This is a genomic window from Rhodococcus zopfii NBRC 100606 = JCM 9919 (assembly GCF_001895025.1).
Taxonomy (GTDB): Bacteria; Actinomycetota; Actinomycetes; order Mycobacteriales; family Mycobacteriaceae; genus Rhodococcus; species Rhodococcus zopfii.
Map to the genome: position 1 here is coordinate 32202 of NZ_BCXI01000009.1, position 21954 is coordinate 54155.

Below are 21954 nucleotides of genomic sequence, written 5' to 3' on the forward strand. Positions count from 1 at the left end.
GGTCACGGTGATGCCCATGCGAATCCTTCTCATCGGTGGCGGCATCCTCGGCACGGCCCACGCGGACGCGGCGATCCGGCGTGGACACGACGTCGTCCACCTCGAACGCGAAAGCGAGGCGCGCGGCGCCACCGTCCGTAACTTCGGTCTCGTCTGGGTGTCGGGGCGCACCGACCTCGAACTCGCCGCGACCCTGCGCTCGCGGGAACTGTGGGCGGACCTCGGCGCCCGGGTTCCCGAGATCGGTTTCCGTGCCAACGGCTCGATCACCCTGCTGCGCACCGAAGCCGAGGTGGCGGTCGCCCGTGAGGTACTCGCCCGGAAGGATGCCGACGACCGGGGATTCGCGTTGCTCGACCCGGACCGAGTCCGGGCGCTCAACCCGGCGTTGCGTGGAGAGTTCCTCGCCGGCCTGCATTGCACCACCGACGCGGCCGTCGAATCGAGGGTCGCGCTCCCCGCGATCCGCCGTCACCTCGCCGCCACCGGCCGCTACCGTTTCCTGCCGCACACCGAGGCCCGCTCGGTGACCCGGACCCCCGGCGGCACGATCCGGGTCCGCGACGACCACGGCACCGTCCACGACGCCGATGTCGTCATCGTGTGCCCCGGTGCGACATTGACCGGCCTGGCTCGCGAACTGGCCGGTGAACTCCCGCTCCGCCGCGTGCGCCTGCAGATGATGCAAACGGCCCCGCTCGGCGAACCGCTGACCACCTCCATCGCGGACGGCGACAGCCTGCGCTACTACCCGGGCTTCGCCGGTGAAGCCCTCGGCCACCTCGTCGCCACCGAGCCGCAGACCCCGACCGCGGCCCGGCACCGCATGCAGCTGCTGTGTGTGCAGCGTCTGCACGGCGGGCTGACCATCGGCGACACCCACGCGTACGACGAGCCCTTCCCGTTCGACGTCGACGAGGATCCCTACGAGCACCTCGTCACGGTCGCGGAGTCGCTGCTGGGGAGGAAGCTGCCGCCGGTCGTCAAGCGCTGGGCCGGGGTGTACAGCCAGTGCCTCGATCCCACCGAACTCGTGCACCGGCACCGCGCCGACGACGGCATCTGGGTGATCGCCGGACCCGGCGGGCGGGGGATGACGCTCGGTCCGGTCCTCGGTGAACAGACCGCCGACCTTCTCGGCCTCTGACCCGGCCTGCCCGAAACCTCTCACCTTCAACGACTTCCGGAGAGCACTCATGACAGACATCACGCTGGCCGTCCTCGACATGGCAGGCACGACCGTCGCCGACGGGGGACTCGTCCTCCGGGCCTTCGACGAGGCGGCCACCAGCGTCGGCGTGCCCGCCGACGGTCCGGAACGCGACGACGCCCGCCGCTACGTCCTCGACACCATGGGCCAGTCCAAGATCGTCGTCTTCCGGGCGCTCTTCGGAGACGAGGACCGTGCCCAGGCGGCCAACGCCGCCTTCGAAAGCGCCTACGAGCGGTTCGCCGCGGACGGCGGCATCGAACCGATCCCGGGCGCCGTCGACGCGATCAGGCGACTGCGTGAGAGCGGAGTGAAGGTCGCCCTGACAACAGGATTCAGCCGTGCCACCCAGGATCGGCTGCTCGGGGTCCTGGGCTGGGAGGACCTCGCCGACCTCGCACTCGTGCCGTCCGACGCCGGACGCGGCCGGCCCTACCCGGACATGATCCTGACGGCGCTGCTGCGCGCGGAAATCGACGACGTCCGGCACGTCGCGGTGCTCGGCGACACCACCAGCGACGTCACCGCGGGCCTGCGCGCCGGTGCGTCCGTCGTCGCAGGCGTGGTGACCGGCGCACACGACGCGGAAAGCCTCCGCGCGGCCGGCGCCACCCACGTGCTCGGCTCGGTCGCGGAACTGCCCGGGCTGCTGTTGCCCTGACCCGACCTCCCAAAACTTCACCGCCACAACATTTCCACGACACGAGGACTTCCATGACCATTCGTCTCGGCCGCCGCGCGCTCGCGGTCACCTCGCTCGCCGCCGGTGTCACGCTCGCCGTCGCGGCATGCGGGGGATCGGACGCCGACTCCGTTACCGCGCAGGGCTTCCCGTCCACTCTCACCCTCGCCGCCATCCCCGCGGAGAACTCCGCGGACCTGCAGGCGAGCTACGATCCGGTGATCGCCCTGCTCGAACGGGAAACCGGTGCAGAGGTCGAATTCGTCCAGGCCTCCGACTACGCCGGTGTGGTCGAGGGCATCATCGCCGGCAACGTCGACCTGGCCTTCTTCGGCCCGTTCGCCTACGTCGTCGCGGGTGTCAACGGCGCCGACATCACACCGCTCGGCGCCGTGGTCCAGGAATCCGGTGGGCAACCTGGCTACCAGTCGTACGGTCTCGCCCGGGCCGACAACGCCGGCATCGATGGCATCGAGGACTTCGCGGGTAAGGACGTGTGCTTCGTCGATCCCGGCTCCACCTCGGGATTCCTCTACCCGTCGGCCGGTCTGATCCAGGCCGGTGTCATCGGGTCGGGCTCGGAGTCGGATCTCACCGCGGGCCTGAACCCGGTCTACGCCGGTGGCCACGACGCGTCGGCGCTCGCGGTCGCGGCCGGCGACTGCGATGCCGGTTTCGCGTTCGACACGATGGTCGACGAAACCATGATCGCCAGCGGCGATCTCGCTGCAGGCGAACTGAAGACGGTCTGGAAATCGGAGATGATCGCCGGGTCGCTCTTCGCCGCGAGCAACACCCTCGGCACCGACGCGGTGAACAAGCTCCGCACGCTCTTCGCCGAGAAGGTCAATGCCGATCATCTGCTCGCCGAGGGTCTGTGCGAGGGCGAGTGCCGCATCACCGACGAGCGCGCCTGGGGTGTCGTCCCGGCCACGGACGCCGACTACGACGGTGTGCGCGAGGTGTGCGACGTGACCGGCTCCGAGAAATGCAAGGGCTGATGACCGACCCCACCGTCTCCCAGCACGTCGCCGGCGACGACGTCGTCCTGTCGGCGAGTCATGTCACCAAGAAGTTCGGCGATACCCGCGCACTCGACGACGTCAGCCTCGACGTCCACCGCAGTGAGTTGCTCGTGTTGCTCGGGCTGTCCGGCTCGGGCAAGTCCACGCTCCTGCGCTGCTTCAACGGACTGCACCGCGTCACCACCGGACGTATCGACGTCGCGGGCACCCGGGTGGACCTGGCTTCGCGGGGTGAACTGCGTGCACTGCGCCGCGACGTCGGCTTCGTGTTTCAGCATTTCAATCTCGTCGGTCGGCTCAGCTGTCTCGAGAACGTCCTGATCGGCAGCCTCGGCCGCTTGCGGATGCCGCGCTACGGCGCGTCGACGTACCCGAAGGCGCTGCGCGCGGAGGCGCTGGTGCATCTCGACCGGGTCGGTCTCGCCGACTTCGCGGAACGCCGCGCCGACACCCTCTCGGGCGGACAGCAGCAGCGCGTCGCGATCGCCCGCACGCTCATGCAGCGGCCGTCCGTCGTCCTCGCCGACGAACCCGTCGCGTCGCTCGACCCCGAGAACGCCGGGATCGTCATGGATCTGCTGTTCCGGGTGTGCATCGAGGAGAAGCTCACCGTCGTGTGCACGCTGCACCAGGTGGATCTCGCGCTGGGCTGGGCGCACCGCGTCGTCGGCCTGCGCGACGGACGCAAGGTCCTCGACCGGCCCGCGGTCGGCCTGGCCAAGGACGAGGTGATGGAGATCTATCGGCGCGTCGATCCCTCGGTGACCGCCGGGTCACCGCTGGAGCCGGCATGAGCACCGGATTGCTGCATCGCCCCGGGCCGCCGCGGGCGCGCACCTCCGACTCCGCCGCCGCGGCACGACGCCGCACGACGCTCGCCTCGCTCGCGGCACTCGGTGCGGTGCTGGTCGCGTTGTCGGCGTGGTACATCGAGTTCGCGCCGGCCGCCCTGCTCGACGGGCTCGGGAACATCGCCGGACTCCTCGAGCGGATGCTCCCACCGCGGTTGGACGAGCCGGGACGCATCTGGGTTCTGGCACTCGAGACGCTGCTCATGGCGGTGCTCGGCACGGTCCTGGCGACCGCCGTCTCGGTTCCGCTCGCCTTCCTCGCGGCCCGCAACACGACGCCGCACCCGGCGGTGCACGCGGTCGCCCGGGGAATCATCACGTTCTGTCGGGCGATGCCGGATCTGCTGTTCGCGGTTCTCCTCGTGCGGGCACTCGGAATCGGTGTCCTGCCAGGTGTTCTCGCGCTCGCGCTGCACTCGATCGGCATGCTCGGGAAGCTGTTCGCGGATGCGATCGAACAGACGGATCCGGGGCCGCGTGAGGCGGTGCGCAGCGCCGGTGCCGGATACGTGCGGGAGATGATCAACGCGGTTGTGCCGCAGGTGATGCCGTCGTGGATCGGGACGTTCGTGTACCGCATCGACATCAACCTCCGGACCTCGGTGGTGCTCGGCTTCGTCGGCGCCGGGGGGATCGGCTTCGCGCTGCAGGATGCCCTGCGCGGCTTGATCTATCCGCGCGCGCTCGGGATCGTGTGCGTGATCCTGGTGATCATCGCGGCAATGGAGGTCGTCTCGATCTTCGTGCGCCGCCTGATGCTCACGTCCGACGGGTCCGATCCGCGTCGCGAACGCACGACACGGATCGTGTTCTCCGGGGCGGTGATCGGATCGACCGTCGCCGCGGTAGAGGTACTCGGCATCGATCCCCTCGAGCTGGTCACGTGGGTCGGCCCGGCGCTGGAGGTGTTCGGCCGGCTCGTGCCGCCGGACTTCTCGGCGGTGGGCGGCAAGCTCGCCGATGCGGTGCTGCAGACGCTGGCGATCGGTGTGGTCGCGACGGCACTCGGTGCGGCACTGTCCATCCCGCTCGGTGTGCTCGCCGCGCGGAACGTCTCGCCGCACCCGGTGCTGTATGCGACGTCGCGGGCGATCGTCCTGGCCGTGCGTGCGGTGCCGGAGCTGATTCTCGCGGTCGTGTTCGTCGCCGCGGTCGGACTCGGGCCGCTCGCCGGCGCACTCGCCCTCGCGCTCGGCTCGATCGGGTTCCTCGGCAAACTGGTGGCCGACGCGATCGAGGAGATCGACGACGGCCCGGTCGAGGCGGTGCGGGCGGTCGGCGCCGGATGGTGGAAGACCCTGTTCGCGGCGGTGCTCCCGCAGGCCGTGCCGTCGATCCTCGGATCGAGCCTCTACCTGCTCGACGTCAACGTGCGGACGTCGACGATCCTCGGCATAGTCGGTGCGGGCGGCATCGGATTCCTGCTGTTCGAGGCCATCCGCACCCTGAACTTCGAGTTCGCCGGCGCGATCGTCATCGTCATCTTCGTCATCGTCTACACGATCGAGAGGGTTTCCGGATGGATCCGGTCATCGGTGATCTGAGCGGCGGCGGTCGCCGCACCCGTGCCGCGGTGTGGACCGGGACCGGAGTGGAACTCCGCGAGGTCGCGTTGCCCGACCTCGACATCGGGGAGCTCCTCGTCCGCGTCGACCTGGCCACGGTCTGCGGCAGCGATCTGCACACCGTCTCGGGACGGCGGCCCGCGCCGTGCCCGTCCGTCCTCGGCCACGAAGCGGTCGGGCGGGTTGTCGGATCCGGGCAGCGCGTCGTCTGGGGCGTCACCGTCGCGTGCGGCCGGTGTGACCGGTGCGAGACCGGCCGAACCGCCAAGTGCCGCAACGTCCGAAAGGTCGGGCATGAACGCTACGACGGTGCGTGGCCGCTGTCGGGTGGGTACGCGCAGCACATCGTGCTCCCGGCGGGAAGCTGCGTCGTGCCGATGCCGGAGATCGTTCCGGACACCGTCGCCGCGCCGGCGGCATGCGCGACCGCCACCGTCATGGCCGCGCTGGAGCAGGCCGGGGACCTCGACGGTCGTCGGGTGCTGATCTGCGGTGCGGGCATGCTGGGGGTGACGGCCACGGCCGCGTGTGCGGTCGCGGGTGCCCGGGTGTGGGTCACCGATCCCGACCCTGTCCGGCTGGGGATCGCCGAACGGTTCGGAGGCAGACCCGACGACGGCGCCGCCGTCGACATTGCGATCGACTTCTCCGGCTCGTCCGTCGCCGTTGCGCGATGCCTCGACCGACTCGATGTCGGGGGAGTGCTGGTGCTGGCCGGGTCGGTGACGCCGGGGCCGGCGGTGCCCCTCGATCCCGAGGCGGTCGTGCGGCGCTGGCTCACCGTCACCGGCGTGCACAACTACGAGCCACGTCATCTCGAGCAGGCGGTCCGGTTCCTCGCCGAGACCGTGGGGATCTATCCGTGGGACGAGGTGGTCGGTGAGCCGGTCGGCCTCGACGGGCTCGCCGAGGCGTTGGTGCCGCCCGCGGCGGGACTGCTCCGGGCGGCCGTCGCGCCCTGACCTGCTGCGTCCCGCCTCGTCAGCGCGCCACGTCGATCACGAGGCGGGCCGGACCGGTCAGCGCGTACACCGAGAACGGCGTGCCGGGATTGTCGATTCCGATGAAGGACTGGGTGACGCCCTCGAACACGCCGGCTCCGTTGACCTCGACGACCGAGCCGCCGGGTGCCGCGAGCACCGGCTGGGGGCCCGAGTACTGGTCGACGCCGCTGTCGAACGGGTAGGCCGAACCGTCGATGAGCACCTGCAGGATCGCACCGCCCGCGACCTCCACCTCGTTTCCGCTGCCGTCCTGGACCGCGCGGTCGACGTAGCCGACCCGCCAGCCGGGGGCGCCGGTGCCGCCGAGTTCGTACACCACGCGGTCGAAGCCGTCGTGGGTGCCGGTTCTGATGTCCGTCACGGTGAGCTTCGACCCGGGCTCTGCCGGCGACGTCTTGTCGGTCGCGTCGACGGGCAGATTCTTCGATGCCGCGGGCTCCGTGGTGGTGGGGATGGTGCCGGCCGACGCGGGCGGTGCGGGGCTCTGCGAGTCCGCGCAGCCTGCGAGGGTCAGGGCCGCGGCAGCGGCAACGGCGACGACGGCGATGCGGCGGTGGTTCATGGGATCGATGTTACGGCTGTGACCCGCGAGAACCGGGGATTGGCGGGTCCGCTGCCTGTGCGTCGTACCGCTCACGATTGGTGAGCACTTCGTCCATGTTCGCTTCCGCCCACGCCTTCACCTGCTTCATCAACGCGCGGAGGGACAGACCCAGATCGGTCGGTTCGTACGTGACGGTGACGGGCACGGTGGGGGTGACGGTGCGCGTGATCAGACCGTCGCGCTCGAGGTTGCGCAGCGTCTGGGTGAGCATCTTCTGGCTGACCCCGGCAAGGTGCCGGGACAGTTCGGAATAGCGCATCGGACGGGGCGCGCCGGAATCGTCCCCGAGTGCCGCAAGAACCAGGGCGACCCATTTGTCCGAGATCCGGTCGAGTAACCGGCGGCTGGGGCACGCGGCCAGGTACGCGTCGTAGTCGATCTTGGCCTGTGCCCGTTTTCGGGCCGCCGTCGCTGTCGCCATCGCCGACTCCTCGTCGCAGCAGAGTGGGTTACGCACTTTCGAGTGCCTACTTCCCAATGGAGAGTAGCCGTACCAAAGTGGTGTTGCCAGACGAATCCCGACTTCCTGCAGGAGAAGGCATGAGCACCACCGAGTTCATCCGCACGGCCACCACATTCCGGGCCGCCGTCGTCCGCACGCCCGGCGGTCCCGACACCGTCGAGATCATCGACGTTCCGCTTGCCGAGCCCGGCGCCGGCGAAGCGCGCATCCGGATCGCCGCGGCCTCCGTCAATCCCGTCGATCTCGCGACCGCGGCCGGATGGTTCCATCAGCAGGGGCTGATCACCCAGCCCGAGCACACCGGCACGGGCTGGGATTTCGCCGGCACGCTCGCGGCCGCCGGTCCCGGCGTCGGCCTGCCGGTCGGCACCCGCGTCGCGGGACTGGTGACCGGTCTCGACCGGGACTTCGGGACCCACGCCGGATCCGTGATCGTTCTCGCACAGGACCTCGCCGTAGTGCCCGACGACCTGGACCTCGTCGAGGCCGCGACGGTGCCGCTCAACGGTCTCACCGCCGCGCAGATCGTCGACCTGCTCGGTGATGCGCCGGCCGGCGGCAGACTACTGGTGACCGGCGCGGCCGGAGCGGTCGGCGGGTACGTCACGTCGCTCGCGCAGGATCGCGGCTGGCGCGTGACCGGCCTTGCCCGCACGTCGGACGAGGAGTTCGTTCGCGGCCTCGGTGCCGACTTCACGACGGTCGCCGAGCCCGGCTGGGACGCGGTCGCCGACTGCGCGACACTGCAGGAACAGGGCCTCGCCCTGGTCCGGGACGGAGGGCGTTTCGTCGGCGTGCGACCGGGGGGTGAACCCGCCGCCGAACGGGGAATCTCGGTCGCCTCGGTGTCGGTGCAGGCCGACGGTGTCCGTCTGGCCGAGCTGCTCGCCCGGACGGCGACCGGCGAACTGCCCGCGAGGGTGCAGGCCGTCGTCCCGCTGGACCGTGTCACCGAGGCGTATCGCGCGACGGCTGAGAGCGGGGTGCGCGGACGCTACGTGCTGGAGCCGTGACCGCAACGGAGGGATTGACGCCCATCGGGAAACGGGCGCACAATTCAACAGACGATGATTTCATCGATCGATGAATTGAGCACCTCATGAACGACTCCGCTCCTGCCGTCGACATCCGCCATCTGAACGTCCGCCGCGGCCCGCACCGTGCGCTCGAGGATGTGAGCGTCTCGATACCCCGGGGTTCGGTCACGGGACTGCTCGGCCCGTCCGGATGCGGCAAGACCACGCTGATGCGATGCATCGTGGGCACCCAGATCGTCGAGTCCGGCACGGTCACCGTGCTGGACCGGCCGGCGGGGGAGGCGAGCCTCCGCCGGCGAGTCGGGTACGTGACCCAGGAGCCCAGCGTCTACCCCGACCTGACCGTCGCCAAGAACGTCACCTACTTCGCCGCTCTCTACGGGCGGTCCGGCGCGGTCGTCGACGAGACGATCGCGGCCGTCGGACTGAGTAGTCATTCCCGGCAACTCGCCGGGAACCTGTCCGGCGGGCAACTCGGCAGGGTGTCGCTGGCATGCGCGCTGGTCGGGGACCCGGAACTGCTCGTGCTCGACGAACCGACGGTCGGGCTCGATCCGGTGCTGCGCGTGGAGCTGTGGGACCACTTCCATTCGCTCGCCGATCGCGGTGTCACCCTGTTGATCTCGAGTCACGTGATGGACGAGGCCGACCGCTGCGCGCGGCTGCTGCTGTTGCGTGAGGGACGGGTGCTCGCGCAACTCACCCCCGGCGGGCTGCGGGAGCAGACCGGCGAGTCGCGGCTCGAGGACGCGTTTCTGCGGCTGATCAGGACGCGGGAAGGAGCGCAGTCGTGAACGCCACCATCTACGCCGCGACGACAACGCGGATCCTGCGGCAGTTGCGGGCCGACCGCCGCACCGTCGCGATGCTCGTGCTCGTCCCGAGCCTGCTCATGGTGCTGCTGTACTTCCTGTACCGGAACATGCCGGCCCCGCCGCAAGGACCGTCGTTGTTCGATCGCATCGCGATCACCATGCTGGGGATCCTGCCGTTCGTGGTGATGTTCCTCGTCACGTCCATCGCGATGCAGCGGGAACGTTCGTCGGGCACCCTCGAACGGCTGCTGACCACACCGCTCGCGAAGTTCGATCTGCTCGCCGGGTACGGCAGCGCGTTCTCCCTCGCCGCCGCGGTGCAGGCCGGACTCGCGTGCCTGATCACGTTCGGATTTCTCGGCCTGACCGCCGCGGGCAGCGTCGCGTGGGTCATCCTCGTCGCCGTGCTCGACGCCGTGCTCGGTGTCTCCCTGGGATTGTTGTGCAGTGCGTTCGCCCGCACCGAATTCCAGGCCGTGCAGTTCATGCCACTGCTCGTCATTCCCCAATTCCTGCTGTGCGGGCTGCTGGTGCCGCGTGACCAGCTGCCCGACTGGCTGCGGTGGATCAGCAACGTGCTGCCGCTCAGCTACGCGGTCGAGGCGCTGCAACAGGTCGCCGCCCATCCGGGGGTGACCGCGGTGATGGTGCGCGATCTGGTCGTCGTCGCGGGATTCGTTGTGGCGGGGCTGTGGTTGGCCGCGGCCACCCTGCGGCGCCGGACGCCGTGACCGTGACACGGCCGGGCCGGCGGCCCGGCAACTCCGGCAGTCGGGACCGCATTCTCGAAGCGGCACGAGAGCTGTTTGCCGACAACGGATTCGGAGAGACAACCATTCGGGCGATCGCGACGCGGGCCGAAGTGGACGCCGCGCTCGTGCACCACTTCTTCGGTACCAAGCACGCGCTGTTCGTCGCGGCGATCGCGCTGCCGGTCGACCCCGACGACGTCCTCGCGCCCGTGCGCGCGGGACCGGTCGACGAGATCGGTCCGCGCCTGGCGGCCGCGCTGCTCGGTGTCTGGGAGTCCCCGCATCGCGACGCGATCGTCGCGGTCTTCCGCACCGTGATCGGCGGGGGCGGCGACGTCGGCCTCATGCGAACATTCCTGTTGGACATCGTCTTCGACGAGATCGTTCCCCGCGTGGATCACCCGGCGGGCACCGGAGCGCTGCGCGTCGAACTGGTGGCGTCGCAGATGGCCGGGCTCATGGTGACGCGATACCTGCTGCGCCTCGAACCGCTCGCGTCGCTGCCCGCCGACCGTCTCGTCGAGATCGTCGGACCGACCCTGCAGCGCTATCTCACGGGCGACGTGGGCTGACGCCCCACGCCTCCAGGCGCCACGAAGGCGCACGGCTCCTCACCCCAGCTTTTCCCGCAGGTAGGCGATGTCCTCGGCCATTCCGCCCTCGGGTGTTTCCAGGATGATCGGGGCGCCGGCCGCGGCCGCGACCTCCGCCAGCAACGCGCGGTCGATCTGCCCGTCCGCGAGGTTCGCGTGCCGATCGCGGGCCGAATCGAACTCGTCGCGCGAATTGTTCAGGTGCACCAGGTCGATACGTCCGGTGACCGCACGCACCCGGTCGACGACGTCGGCCAGATCCTCGCCGGCCGCCCACGCGTGGCAGGTGTCGAGGCAGAACCCTGCGCCGTAGTCGCCGATGGCATCCCACAACCGGCCGATCGCGTCGACGTAGCGGGCCATCGCGAAGTCACCGCCGGCCGTGTTCTCCACGAGGATCGGCACCCCGAAGCCGCCCTTGTCGTCCTGCCGCTCGAACAGCTTCCGCCAGTTCTCCACACCGGCAGCTGGGTTCTCGCCGTCACGGACGTGCCCACCGTGCACGACCAACCCGAACGCGCCGATCGCGGCCGCGGCGGCGGCATGCTCGGCGACCGCCTTGCGCGACGGCATCCGCAGCCGGTTGTTCAGGCTCGCGACATTGACGACGTACGGCGAGTGCACCACCACATCGATGTCGGAGGCGAGGATCTGCTCGGCGCGCGGATGCGGTCCCGGCGTGTCCCACTTCTGCGGGTCGGTCAGGAACACCTGCACCAGATCCGCGCCGAGACGTTCACCCTGGCCGATCGGATCGTCGTCCCGACGGACGTGTGCGCCTATCCGCATGGGCTCCAGCGTAACGCCGGAAGCGACCTACGCCTCGGGTTCGCCGACCGGGATGGACGCGCCGAGATCGTCGGCGTGACCGCACGCGCAGTCTCCGCCGCAGCCGCCACCACCGCAGCCGCCCGCGTACGAGTCGTCGGCGTCGCAGTCGAGGACGCCGCCGAACCGGGCCGCGAACTCGTCGTCGAGCTCGTGGGTGAAATCGTGGATCTCCCCGATCAGGTTCACCAGGTGCTGCGGCGCGAACGGATCGGCGTCGAGGATCGTCGACACCAGCAGGTGCCCCTGCTGGAGGGTGAATCGGAGGCGCGGCCACTCCTCGGACAGCTCCGCGATCAGCCCGGCCGTGTCGTCCCGGCCGCCCACCTCGCTGAGCAGTGACGCCCACACGTGCAGCTCCGGCGAGTCCTCGGCGACCGTGACGTACACCCCGAAGCCGTGGACGGGGATCGCGATGTCGCCGTCCTCGTCGGTCTCGGGTGCGCTGCCGAGCAGTTCCGCCAGAGCGCGGATACTCAGGTCGATCAGCTGCTGCCGTTCCTCGCTCGCGACGGCGAGCAGGCCGTCGAGGCGGATCGGGCCGTCGTGTGTGTCGTGCTCGGTCATCGTGTCCTCCCGGTGGGCGCCGACGCGGGTGGTACGGCCTCGACACACGAGCCTAGGGGATCGCCGCGGCCCCGACCGGGCGAGGGCCGGGTGCCCGTTACCGATCACCGGGACACACCTGCCCGCCGGACCGGCGATCTGTTTGCATACCGAACGGCACGCAGCACCACCGGCACGCGAGAGCACGGAAAGGTCGTCCATGACAACACCCGAGGGCAAGGGAACACTCGAGGGCAAGGTCGCGTTCGTCACCGGCGCCGGACAGGGCGTGGGGCAGGGGGTGGCGTTCGCGCTGGCCCGCGAGGGTGCCTCCATCGCCGTCACCGGCCGCACCGAAGCCAAACTCGTCGACACCGTCGACCGGATCCGGGCAATCGGGGGCACGGCCGAGCCGATCCTGTGCGATATCGCGGACACCGCCCGGATCAGCGCCGCGATCGAGACGACCGTCGAGGTGTTCGGTGGCGTCGACATCCTCGTCAACAACGCGAGCCTCAACCCGCTCGGGCCGCTGCTCGGCCTCACCTCCGAGTTGATGGCGAAGGCCTACGCGTCCGGCCCGATCGCCGCGCTGCACGCGATGCAGGCCGTCTACCCGATCATGAAGGAACGCGGCGGCGGCAACATCGTCAACATGGTCTCCTCCGCCGCGGTGCGGTGGGACACCAGCGGCTACGGCGGATACGCCTCCGTCAAGGAAGCGCTGCGGTCGCTGACCCGCACCGCCGCATCCGAGTGGGGGCCGGACAACATCCGGGTCAACGCCGTCGCCCCGCATGCACTCTCCCCCGGATTGCAGTGGTGGACGGAGAACCGTCCGGAGGAAGCCGCCGAGTTCGTCAAGAGCATTCCGCTGCGTCGTATCGGCGACTGCGAGGACGACATCGGACGCGCGGTCGCGTGGATCGTGAGCGACGGTGCCCGCTATCTCACCGGCGCGACCGTCCCGCTCGACGGCGGTCAGGCCCGCTGGAGCTGACCGCGCCCGGGCACCCGGAGACCAAGATCAGGGTGGTCCCCGATGGTGCCTGCCCGCGGGACCGGCAAAGATGGAGCACATGTCATCCCACAGCGCCGCAGCCGCCCGCGCCATCGACCTCAAGAAGATCTACGGAACAGGTGAGACCGCCGTACACGCGCTCGCCGGTGTGACCGCCGAATTCACGGCGGGGGAATTCACCGCGATCATGGGCCCCTCCGGCTCGGGCAAGTCGACGCTCATGCACTGCCTCGCCGGTCTCGACAGCGCCACCTCGGGGTCGGTGCTCATCGGCGACACCGACCTGACCTCGCTGTCCGACAAGCAGATGACGCAACTGCGCCGCGACCGCATCGGATTCGTGTTCCAGGCGTTCAACCTGGTGCCGACGCTCACCGCGCTCGAGAACATCACGCTGCCGCTCGACATCGCCGGCCGCAAGGTCGATCGCGAATGGCTCGACACCGTCGTGTCCCGGCTCGGCCTCGGAGATCGCCTCGACCACCGCCCCGGCGAACTGTCCGGCGGCCAGCAGCAGCGCGTGGCGTGCGCTCGGGCGCTCGCCGGCAGGCCCGACATCATCTTCGGTGACGAACCGACCGGCAACCTGGACTCGCGGTCGTCGGGGGAGGTCCTGTCGATCCTGCGGGCCTCCGTCGACGAGTTCGGGCAGACCGTCGTCATCGTCACCCACGACCCCACCGCGGCGAGCTACGCGGACCGTGTGGTGTTCCTCGCCGACGGCAGCATCGTCGACGAACTGCGCAATCCGACGGCGGACGCCGTGCTCGACCGGATGAAGCGGTTCGACACGACCACCGTGACCGCGGCGGAGTAGGGGACACGTGACGATGAGTTCGAATCCCATTACCAAGGTTGCCCTGCGCAACATCGCCGCGCACAAGGTGCGGCTGCTGCTCACGGTGCTGTCCGTGGTGCTCGGCACCGCGTTCGTCACCGGCTCGTTCGTGTTCACCGACACCCTGCAGCGCACGTTCGACAGCATCTTCGCCGATGTCGCCAAGGGCGTCGACGTGCGTGTCGGTACCGAACAGTCCGGTGCCAGCGGTGTGCCGGTCGAGGACATCGATGTGGTCGCCGCCGTTCCGGGCGTGAAGGCCGTCGTGCCCGCGTACAGAGGGGGCGTCATCGTCCTCGACTCGGAAGGCGCCGCGATCCAGACCGGTGGAGCCCCCGCGGAGGGTGTCGCCTACCTACCGCCCGACCGCGCGCTCGGCGACCCCCAGACGTACGTCGCCGGTGGCCCGCCGGCCGCCGATGGGGAGATCGCGCTGAACTCGAGCGCCGCCACCCGCGGCGACCTCGCGGTCGGGGACACGACGAAGGTCCTCACCGCCTCCAGCGGCATCCTGCCCGTCACCGTTAGCGGCATCTACGACGTCGAGACCGATACCGGCGGTTACGTCGGTGCGCTCTTCACCGAACAGCAGGCCCGCGATCTGTTCACCGACGGCCGGCACGTGCAGTACCTGGACGTCGCCTCCGACGGCAGCGTGTCGCCCGAAGAGCTGCGCGACGAGGTCGCCGCGGCCCTGCCCGACCTGAAGGTGCAGACCGGCGCGGAGGTCACCGAGGACGTCAAGTCCGACGTCGAGCAGGCGCTGAGCTTCCTCAACTACTTCCTGCTCGCGTTCGGCGCGATCGCGTTGCTCGTCGGCACGTTCATCATCTACAACACCTTCTCGATGATCGTCGCCCAGCGGCTGCGCGAGCTGGCGCTGCTGCGCGCGATCGGCGCCAGCCGCCAGCAGGTCGGGCGTTCGGTCACTCTCGAGGCACTCGTCGTCGGAGTGGTCGGCAGTGCCCTCGGTATCGCCGGCGGCGTGGCCCTGGCATACGGACTGCGCGCCGCGCTCAACGCCGCAGACGTCGGCCTGCCGTCGGGGTCGCTGCAGCTGGCGCCGCGCACGGTGATCATCGCGCTGCTGGTCGGTGTCGTCGTCACCGTCGTCAGCGCGTACGCCCCGGCCCGCCGGGCCACCAAGGTCCCGCCGGTCGCCGCGATGCGCGAGGAATCCACGGCCACCGTCGAGTCGCTGCGGGTGCGCACCGTCATCGGTGCGGTCGCGGCCGTCGCCGGGGTCGCCGGCGTCGTGATCGGTGCGCAGGGCACCGGAGGCGGTGCGGCCGCGACCGTCGGGATCGGCGCACTCGCGCTGATCCTCGCGGTCCTGCTCGCCGCCCCGGCGCTGTCGAAGCCGATCGTCGGTGCGCTCGGTGCGGTGTTCGCCCGCCCGTTCGGCGCGGTCGGCCGCCTCGCACGCACCAACGCCGCGCGGAACCCGCGGCGCACCGCGGCGACGGCGTTCGCGCTGACCCTCGGCCTCATGCTCGTGTCGGTCATCGCCGTGTTCGGTGCGTCGGCCAAGGCCAGCGTGAACACCCTCGTCGACACCGGCGTCAAGTCCGAGTTCATGCTCATGGGCCCGCAGATGATGGGCGTGCCGGCGGGCGCGGAAACCGCTGCCGCCGGTGTTCCCGGGGTCACCGAAGCCGTCGGCGTGTACGGCGTGCAGGCGAAGTTCGGCGACGACAACGAGTTCGGCGCGGCCATGTCCGGACCGGTCGGCAACGTCCTGTCCCTCGACATCACCGCGGGCGCCGAACAGCTCGCGGGCGACGAAATGCTGGTCTCCGTGGACACCGCGGCCAAGCGCGGCGTGCAGGTGGGTTCGACGGTGCCGCTCACCAACCGGGACGGCGACACCGTCGAAACGACGGTCGCAGGCATCTTCGAGGACAACCAGGTCGTGGGGCCGTGGGTTCTGTCCGCGGACATGCTCGACCGGTTCGTCCCGGCCGCCGCGCGTGCCCCCATGGTGGTGCTGCTCAACACCGCCGACGGCAGCGACCCGGAGACCGTCCGCGCCGGTCTCGAGGACGCGACCAAGCAGTTCGTGGTGGTTCAGGTGCTCGACCGTGAGCAGTTCAAGGGCCAGCAGGCGGCGCAGATCGACACGCTGCTCGCCGTCCTCTACGGGTTGCTGGCCCTCGCCGTGGTCATCGCGATCCTCGGTATCGTCAACACGCTGGCGTTGTCGGTGGTGGAGCGTCGACGGGAGATCGGCATGCTGCGCGCGGTCGGTATGCAGCGTGCCCAGGTGCGTCGCACCATCTACCTCGAGTCGCTGCTCATCGCCGTGTTCGGTGCCGTGATCGGGTTGGTGCTCGGCCTGGTGTTCGGGTGGGGCTTCGTCCGCACCCTGGCCGATCAGGGGCTCGGGGAGACCACCGTTCCGTGGGGTCAGGTGCTGGCCATGCTCGTCGGATCCGGCGTCGTCGGTGTCCTGGCGGCCCTGTGGCCGGGAGTCCGCGCCGCGAAGACGCCGCCGCTCGAGGCCATCGCCGACATGTGACGGCCGTTGTGGAAACACGGGTTTCCACAACCGCACGATTCATCCACAGACACCCGGCCCGCGACACCCGTCGCGGGCCGGGTGTCGTTGCCGTCCACTACTGTGCGGAGCCGGGGGTGATAGCGGATGGACATCCGGCAATTGCAGCAATGGGATCCGGACGCGCTCGAGAAGTTCGGCGGCACGCTCACGGGGTTCGCCGGACGGATCGAGAACGTCGGCGTCGACGTCATCGCGGCCGGAAGGATCGGCGGGACGTGGATCGGATCAACCTACGACACCGCGTCCGGGAACATCGCGCGGACCGGCAAACACATTCTCGACCATGCGGATTCGTATCGAAGGGCGGGACGGTGTGCGTCGGACTGCGCTCCGAGGCTGCGGCTGCTGCGCGCCCGGCTCGACGAGACCGCACGCCGGGCCGCGGAACTGGGGTTGACGATCGGACCGGACGGCACGGTCGCTCCCGCCGATTCCGCCGACGCCGACGAGGTCCGCCTCCGCATCGTCGCGATCCTCGAATCCGCCGCAACCCTCGACCGCGAGGCCGCGGCCGCACTCGCCGAGGTCGCGAACGAACTCGATTCCGGCGGAACACCGTTCGGTGGAATCCACACCCAGGGGCCGGCGCTCGTCCCGGTGCCCGGACCGGGTACCGACTCCCGCGAGGTGACGCGCTGGTGGGACATGCTCGGGGAGCAGGCCCGCGAACGACTGCTCACCACCCGCCCGGGCGAGATCGGCGGACTGGACGGAATTCCCGCCGCCGACCGGGACCGCGCGAACCGCGCACTGCTCGAGGACGAACGCGTCCGGCTCGAACGTGTCGCCGAGCGGCTCGCCACCGAGCTCGACAGCAACATCTTCGGGGGCGTGTTCAGCAACGCCGACGCCGGCCTCGAACAGACCCGCAACAAGCTCGCCGCGCTCGACGCCATCGGCGACGTGCTCGCGCGCGACGACCGGCAGCTGCTGAACCTCGATCTGTCCGGGCGCGAGGCCATGGCCGCGGTCGCGGTCGGCGACGTCGACACGGCCGATCACGTCGCGGTGTTCACCCCGGGTGCCGGGTCGACCGTGCAGGGCAATCTCGCCGGCTACGACGAACAGATGGCAGCGGTGCGGACACAAGCCGAACGCGGACTGGAATCGTCCGGCCGCGTGGATCATTCGGTCGCCGCGGTGACGTGGCTGAACTACCAGGCCCCGCAGTGGGGTTGGGGGATGGCCGTGACCGAACGCAGTCCGGTGTCCGATCTCGCAGCGACAGGAGCGGCACCGCACCTCGCCCAATTCCTGTCGGGACTCGATGCGCGCCAGGACAATCCGAACGTGACCGCGATCGGGCATTCCTACGGTGCGCTCGTCACGGGCCTGGCCCTGGCGCAGGGCGCCCCCGCCGATGCCGCCGTCTTCCTGGGTGCGCCCGGCATCGGCACCGGCGACGTCGACGACCTGGGTCTTCCGCCCGGCTCGGCGTTCCTTGTCGAGGCCGACCGTGATCCGGTCGCCGATGCCGGCACGTTCGGCGGCGACCCCAGCTTCCTCGACGGCCTGACCCGGCTGTCGTCGGACGCCGGAATCGACGGCTCCGGTGCGTCGCACAGCGGCTCGACCGGCCACAGCGCCTACCTGAATCCGGGGACGATGAGCTCCTACAACGTCGCGCTGGTCGTCGCGGGTCTCGCCGGACAGGCCGTGCGATGAGGGCCCGGCACCTGATCCCGATGATGGTGGTGCTGCTCGCGGCGACTGCCGGATGCGCGTCCGGTCCCGAGTTCCGCGCCGTCCCGGAACCGGTCGCGACCACCATCGACGGGGCCGTCAACCACTACCTGCGGGTGCAGCGCGAGATCGCCGATGCGTTGTCGGCGGAGTTCCCCGAACTGGTCTTCGGGACCAGCCGCGCGCGACTGAATGCGGGATGCGAGATGCAGGACGGCAGCACGGGCTGGGTTGCGCACCTACCGCTGCTCGTGTCCGACCACAGTGTTCCGGGCGACGTGCAGCGTGCCATCGACGTGTTCGACCGCGCCGCCGCCCGCGCCGGATTCCATCAGCACGTGACGGTGCCGCGGGTGACCCCCCGCTTCGACGAACGGCGCGTCGCGTCGGACGGCTCGGCGGTCACGTTCGGGGCCGGGGTGTCCACGGTGCTCGGACTCGAGGTCGGCTGCTACCCGCGCTGACGGTCGCGTCGGTTACGCTCGGTTGTCCGTCCAGGTCAGTCCGAGCCGGCGAGGGGGATGTCATGCGTGCGGTGCTCGGTGTCGCAGTCGACGACGGTGAGATCAGCGCCGTGCTCGTCGACGCGGACGTTCCGGTGCTCGGCCCGTTCGATTCGCAGCGGTGGGCCGCGTCCGAATCCGACGAGACGGCCGACGCGGCGGCCGGTGCCGTCGCCGCCATGACCGAACGCGCCGAACGTGCGGGGCTGACCATCGGCCGGATCGGGCTGGTGGCCGCTCCCGGCATCGCCGACGCGATCCGTGCTGCCGCGTCCGTGGAGGTGACCTCCGTCGACGTGGACGCGGCCCGGCTCGCGTTCCTCGCCAACGCCCCCGAACTGGCCGAAACCCCGGTGCTGGCACTGCACACCCGCAACGGGACAGCGGAGACCGTCGCGGTCGTGGACGTCGCCGCCGGGACCGTGTCGGCGGCCGTGACTCCGGACGGCGACGACCTCATCGGTTACGCCGAACTGCTACCGGACGCGATGGACGAGGCGATCGCTCGTGCCGGCCGATCGCCGCAGGCCCTGGTGTTCCTCGACCTGCGTCCGGGGGACACCGGTGCCGCCCGCGATCTGGCCACCGTGCTCGGTGTTCCGTTCGTGACCCCGCACGGTGTGCCGTGGCATCGGGCGACGGGCGCGGCACTCGTCGCGGCCCGTCGGGACGCGCCGCTGCCGGTAGCCGGGGGAACCCGCAGCCGCGGACAGGTCGCCGCGCTGGTGGGGCTGCTGGTGGTGTTGCTCGCGATCCTCGGAACCGGTCTCGCGGTCGCGATCGGCGATGCCGGCGAATCGCGGGAGGCCGAACCCACCGTCGTGTTCGACGAGCGGCCCGTCCCGACTTCCGCACCGCCCGCCCCGACGTACACGGGAGGTCCGGCGCCGGCGCCGTGCGCCTCGGGTGCGCCCGACGCACCGCAGATCCGCCCCGCGTCCTGGCCCGCCCGCGCATCGGATCCGGACCCGATTCCCGCGCCGGTTCCCACCCCTGGTCCACAGCCGTGCCCCTAGGCAGCCGATTCGTCGAGCGGCGATCCGCTGCGGAAACTCGCTGCCCTACGAGGTTCACCGGGTAGGGCCGGTCAGCGGCCCAGTCGCGCTCCCGCCGCGCGCATCGCGTCGGCATCCGTAGCGACGATGACATCGGCGAACCGGTCGCGGTAGTCGCCGAGGTCGTCGCCTACCGAACCGACGACGGCGACCACCGGTACCGAACCGGTCCGCGCGAGGATCGCGGAGACGATCTTTCCGGCGCGGCTCTGCCCGTCGAGGCGTCCTTCGCCGACGACGACAAGGTCGGCGGTCGCGAGATTCCGATCGAATTCGACTGCGTCGAGCACGAATTCGGCTCCGGAGCGTAGATCGGCGCAGTACCGGGCCCACATGCCGCCGGAGAAGCCGCCGGCTGCTCCGGTCCCGTCGACGCACCGCGGGTCGCGCGGCAGGGCCGTCGCGGCCGCGTCGAGCCGTTGTGTGAGCAGGTCCACCGTGGCGGGGTCGGCGCCCTTCTGCGGTCCGAACACCCGGGCCGCATCGACGTATCGGGTGGTGACGTCGGTCAGTACCGTGACCGACGCGCCGTGCAGGCCGCCGGCCGAATCGATCGCGGCGATGGCGCCGAGACCGCCGTCGGTGGTCGCCGAACCACCGGCCGCGACGACGATCCGGCGCGCGCCGCGCCGCGCCGCCTCTGCCATCACCAGGCCGGTGCCGTAGGTGTCGGCGGTCACCGGATCACGGAAGCCGTTGTGCGCGGTGGTTATTCCGCTTGCGGTGGCGAGTTCGACGACGGCGGTTCCGTCCGCGGCGAGACCGAATACTCCCGGGCACGGCATTCGCCATGGATTGACGGTCGCGACCTCGATGTGGTCGAGGCGCATCGGCCCGGTCAGCGCTTCGAGAGTGCCCTCGCCGCCGTCGGCGACGGGAAGCCTGATCGTCTCGTGCCCCGCGGATTCGGCGCCCGCCGCGACGGCGTCCGCGACCTCGGCGGCCCGGTAGGTGCCCTTGAAACTGTCCGGGGCGATCAGGATTCGCACGTCGGTGATCCTGTCATGAGCGCAGCACCCATTCGAACGCTGCAGCTTCCGAACGCGCGCCCTGCGTGGCGCGGGCCCGGTTCGGCTCGTCCAGTTCGGCCGCGAGATCCTCGCCGAGCCGGACCAGATCGGCAAACACCTCCGGCGACAGCCACTGCGGGCGGGTCGCGAACAGCAGGTCCTCGGTGGCGGTGTTGCCGCTCGCCCCTGGTGCGAAGGGGCAGCCGCCGAGCCCGGCGAGCGCCCCGTCGACGACGCTCGCGCCGGCCGACACCGCGGCGAGGCTGTTGGCGACGCCCAGCCCCCACGTGTCGTGGCCGTGGTAGACGATCCGGCGTCCGGGGGATTCGGCGCGTACACGCGAGACCAGTTCCGCGACCTGGCCGGGCACGGCCTGCCCGAGGGTGTCGGCGAGCACGATGTCGGCGGCACCGTCGGTGCGCGGATCGCACGCGATCTCCAGGACCCGGTCGGCATCGACGGGGCCGTCGAACGGGCACGTGAACGACGTGGCCAGGCACAACTGGATGCTGCCGCCGGCGGCGTGGGCCAGGTCGACGGCGGCGGGCATCGCGGCGATGCTCGTCTCGGTGTCGCGGCCGATGTTCGCGTTGTTGTGGGCGTCGGACACCGAGAAGCAGTACTGGAAGTGTCGTGCGCCGGCCGCGATCGCCTTCTCCACGTGCCGGGGCGTGGCGACCCACACCCAGCAGCGGTCGAGTTCCTCCTCGGTGAGCGCCGCGATCAGTTCGAGACTGTTGGCCATCGGCGGGACCAGGTCCGGGCGGGCGAGCGATCCGATCTCGAGTTCGGGGACGCCCGCATCCAGCAGGGACCGGACGAGACGCACCTTGCGTTCGGTGGGCAGGAGTTTGCCGGTCAGTTGCAGTCCGTCACGCAGCGTCACATCCCGCAGCGTCACGTCCCGCAGTCGCACGTCCCCGAAGTTCACGCCTTACCTCCGCCTCGTCGTCTCGTGCCTGAACCCCGAGCCTACGGACCGGAGCGGCAGGCGGGGAGCTGCCGGAGGACGGATTTCCGGACACGCCGGACCGGATGTCGCGGCGGTTGTGACAGGTGACACTATCGTGATTTGTCGGATTGGGGCCTTGCGGAAGGTGCGTGGTCATGGGTGCGGTCATCGCGAAGGCGTTGCTGTGGTGTGCCCTGCTTGCAGGTGTCGTCGGGGCCGCGGTCGCGGTCAACGCCCTGCACGTCAACGGTGCGGTCGCGTCGTTGATCGTGGCGTTCGTGGCGGGTCTGGTGCTGTTGCGGCTCAGGCCCGCCGCACAGGATGCCCAGGATTCGGACCCCGCCACGTCCTGAACGT

The 21954-nt window shown here is 70.4% G+C and carries 23 protein-coding genes; 17 read left to right on the forward strand and 6 right to left on the reverse strand.

Translation table 11 applies throughout. From position 1 onward, the window contains the following. The first annotated feature begins 16 nt into the window (after positions 1-16). Genes RZ1_RS05840 through RZ1_RS05865 form a run of 6 tightly spaced genes read left to right on the forward strand, consistent with a single transcriptional unit; the run spans position 17 to position 6295 of the window. A complete protein-coding gene (locus tag RZ1_RS05840) occupies positions 17-1147 on the forward strand; it encodes a TIGR03364 family FAD-dependent oxidoreductase (protein ID WP_072810221.1) in 1131 nt (376 codons plus the stop codon). Positions 1148-1196: 49 nt separating this feature from the next. Beyond that, complete coding sequence (locus RZ1_RS05845; RefSeq protein ID WP_072810055.1) at positions 1197-1871, forward strand: phosphonatase-like hydrolase; 675 nt, start codon at positions 1197-1199, stop codon at positions 1869-1871. 53 nt (positions 1872-1924) lie between these two features. Next, positions 1925-2893, forward strand: a complete 969-nt coding sequence (locus RZ1_RS05850) for a phosphate/phosphite/phosphonate ABC transporter substrate-binding protein (RefSeq protein WP_072810057.1) — start codon at positions 1925-1927, stop codon at positions 2891-2893. Continuing rightward, positions 2893-3711: a phosphonate ABC transporter ATP-binding protein gene (phnC, locus tag RZ1_RS05855; protein WP_083583546.1), complete on the forward strand. Its 819-nt coding sequence runs from the start codon at positions 2893-2895 to the stop codon at positions 3709-3711. The genes RZ1_RS05850 and phnC overlap by 1 nt, the downstream gene beginning before the upstream one ends. Continuing rightward, complete coding sequence (phnE, locus tag RZ1_RS05860; RefSeq protein ID WP_072810060.1) at positions 3708-5312, forward strand: phosphonate ABC transporter, permease protein PhnE; 1605 nt, start codon at positions 3708-3710, stop codon at positions 5310-5312. The genes phnC and phnE overlap by 4 nt, the downstream gene beginning before the upstream one ends. After that, positions 5288-6295 carry a zinc-binding dehydrogenase gene (locus RZ1_RS05865; RefSeq protein WP_072810062.1) on the forward strand — a complete coding sequence of 336 codons (1008 nt, stop codon included), beginning with the start codon at positions 5288-5290 and terminating at the stop codon, positions 6293-6295. Before phnE ends, RZ1_RS05865 begins: the two co-directional genes overlap by 25 nt. 19 nt (positions 6296-6314) lie before the next feature. On the opposite strand, the gene RZ1_RS05870 is transcribed toward RZ1_RS05865, so the two are convergent. Both RZ1_RS05870 and RZ1_RS05875 read right to left on the reverse strand, forming a co-directional pair. Then, complete coding sequence (locus tag RZ1_RS05870) at positions 6315-6899, reverse strand: AMIN-like domain-containing (lipo)protein (protein WP_072810063.1); 585 nt, start codon at positions 6897-6899, stop codon at positions 6315-6317. Between the two features lie 10 nt (positions 6900-6909). Beyond that, positions 6910-7362 (reverse strand): winged helix-turn-helix transcriptional regulator, encoded by a 453-nt coding sequence (locus tag RZ1_RS05875; protein WP_072810065.1) that lies wholly within the window; start codon positions 7360-7362, stop codon positions 6910-6912. A 119-nt stretch (positions 7363-7481) separates the two neighbouring features. Here RZ1_RS05875 and RZ1_RS05880 point away from each other — a divergent pair, with 119 nt between their 5' ends. From RZ1_RS05880 to RZ1_RS05895, 4 genes are all read left to right on the forward strand, one after another. Beyond that, complete coding sequence (locus RZ1_RS05880) at positions 7482-8417, forward strand: NADP-dependent oxidoreductase (protein ID WP_072810067.1); 936 nt, start codon at positions 7482-7484, stop codon at positions 8415-8417. Positions 8418-8503: 86 nt separating this feature from the next. Further along, positions 8504-9235, forward strand: coding sequence for an ABC transporter ATP-binding protein (locus RZ1_RS05885; protein WP_072810069.1), 732 nt, complete (start codon positions 8504-8506; stop codon positions 9233-9235). Beyond that, a complete protein-coding gene (locus RZ1_RS05890; protein ID WP_072810070.1) occupies positions 9232-9987 on the forward strand; it encodes an ABC transporter permease in 756 nt (251 codons plus the stop codon). Before RZ1_RS05885 ends, RZ1_RS05890 begins: the two co-directional genes overlap by 4 nt. Then, complete coding sequence (locus tag RZ1_RS05895; RefSeq protein WP_072810222.1) at positions 9984-10580, forward strand: TetR/AcrR family transcriptional regulator; 597 nt, start codon at positions 9984-9986, stop codon at positions 10578-10580. Before RZ1_RS05890 ends, RZ1_RS05895 begins: the two co-directional genes overlap by 4 nt. Positions 10581-10619: 39 nt before the next feature. Here the strand turns inward: RZ1_RS05895 and RZ1_RS05900 are convergent, their stop codons facing one another. Next, positions 10620-11390: a deoxyribonuclease IV gene (locus RZ1_RS05900; protein ID WP_072810072.1), complete on the reverse strand. Its 771-nt coding sequence runs from the start codon at positions 11388-11390 to the stop codon at positions 10620-10622. Between the two features lie 27 nt (positions 11391-11417). Further along, positions 11418-11996, reverse strand: a complete 579-nt coding sequence (locus RZ1_RS05905) for a T3SS (YopN, CesT) and YbjN peptide-binding chaperone 1 (protein ID WP_072810074.1) — start codon at positions 11994-11996, stop codon at positions 11418-11420. Between the two features lie 199 nt (positions 11997-12195). Here RZ1_RS05905 and RZ1_RS05910 point away from each other — a divergent pair, with 199 nt between their 5' ends. The 6 genes from RZ1_RS05910 (at position 12196) to RZ1_RS05935 (ending at position 19596) form a co-directional block, all read left to right on the forward strand. After that, positions 12196-12975 carry an SDR family NAD(P)-dependent oxidoreductase gene (locus RZ1_RS05910; RefSeq protein WP_072810076.1) on the forward strand — a complete coding sequence of 260 codons (780 nt, stop codon included), beginning with the start codon at positions 12196-12198 and terminating at the stop codon, positions 12973-12975. A 79-nt stretch (positions 12976-13054) separates the two neighbouring features. After that, the gene (locus tag RZ1_RS05915; RefSeq protein ID WP_072810224.1) at positions 13055-13813 is read left to right on the forward strand and encodes an ABC transporter ATP-binding protein; all 759 of its coding nucleotides are present in this window, start codon (positions 13055-13057) and stop codon (positions 13811-13813) included. Between the two features lie 13 nt (positions 13814-13826). Next, positions 13827-16352 carry an ABC transporter permease gene (locus RZ1_RS05920; protein WP_072810226.1) on the forward strand — a complete coding sequence of 842 codons (2526 nt, stop codon included), beginning with the start codon at positions 13827-13829 and terminating at the stop codon, positions 16350-16352. A gap of 126 nt (positions 16353-16478) precedes the next feature. Further along, the gene (locus tag RZ1_RS05925) at positions 16479-18059 is read left to right on the forward strand and encodes an alpha/beta hydrolase (RefSeq protein WP_072810078.1); all 1581 of its coding nucleotides are present in this window, start codon (positions 16479-16481) and stop codon (positions 18057-18059) included. Next, entirely contained in the window at positions 18056-18541 is a 486-nt protein-coding gene (locus tag RZ1_RS05930; RefSeq protein ID WP_072810079.1) for an LppA family lipoprotein, read from the forward strand. Before RZ1_RS05925 ends, RZ1_RS05930 begins: the two co-directional genes overlap by 4 nt. A 62-nt stretch (positions 18542-18603) precedes the next feature. After that, on the forward strand, positions 18604-19596 hold the full coding sequence (locus RZ1_RS05935) for a hypothetical protein (RefSeq protein WP_072810081.1): 993 nt from the start codon (positions 18604-18606) through the stop codon (positions 19594-19596). A gap of 71 nt (positions 19597-19667) precedes the next feature. On the opposite strand, the gene RZ1_RS05940 is transcribed toward RZ1_RS05935, so the two are convergent. Together RZ1_RS05940 and RZ1_RS05945 are read right to left on the reverse strand one after the other, a co-directional pair. After that, positions 19668-20624 (reverse strand): glycerate kinase, encoded by a 957-nt coding sequence (locus RZ1_RS05940; protein ID WP_072810083.1) that lies wholly within the window; start codon positions 20622-20624, stop codon positions 19668-19670. 13 nt (positions 20625-20637) lie between these two features. Next, entirely contained in the window at positions 20638-21546 is a 909-nt protein-coding gene (locus tag RZ1_RS05945; RefSeq protein WP_072810227.1) for a hydroxymethylglutaryl-CoA lyase-like TIM-barrel protein, read from the reverse strand. A 206-nt stretch (positions 21547-21752) separates the two neighbouring features. On the opposite strand from RZ1_RS05945, the gene RZ1_RS05950 reads away from it, so the two are divergent. Then, a complete protein-coding gene (locus RZ1_RS05950) occupies positions 21753-21950 on the forward strand; it encodes a hypothetical protein (protein ID WP_072810085.1) in 198 nt (65 codons plus the stop codon). Positions 21951-21954 lie beyond the last annotated feature (4 nt).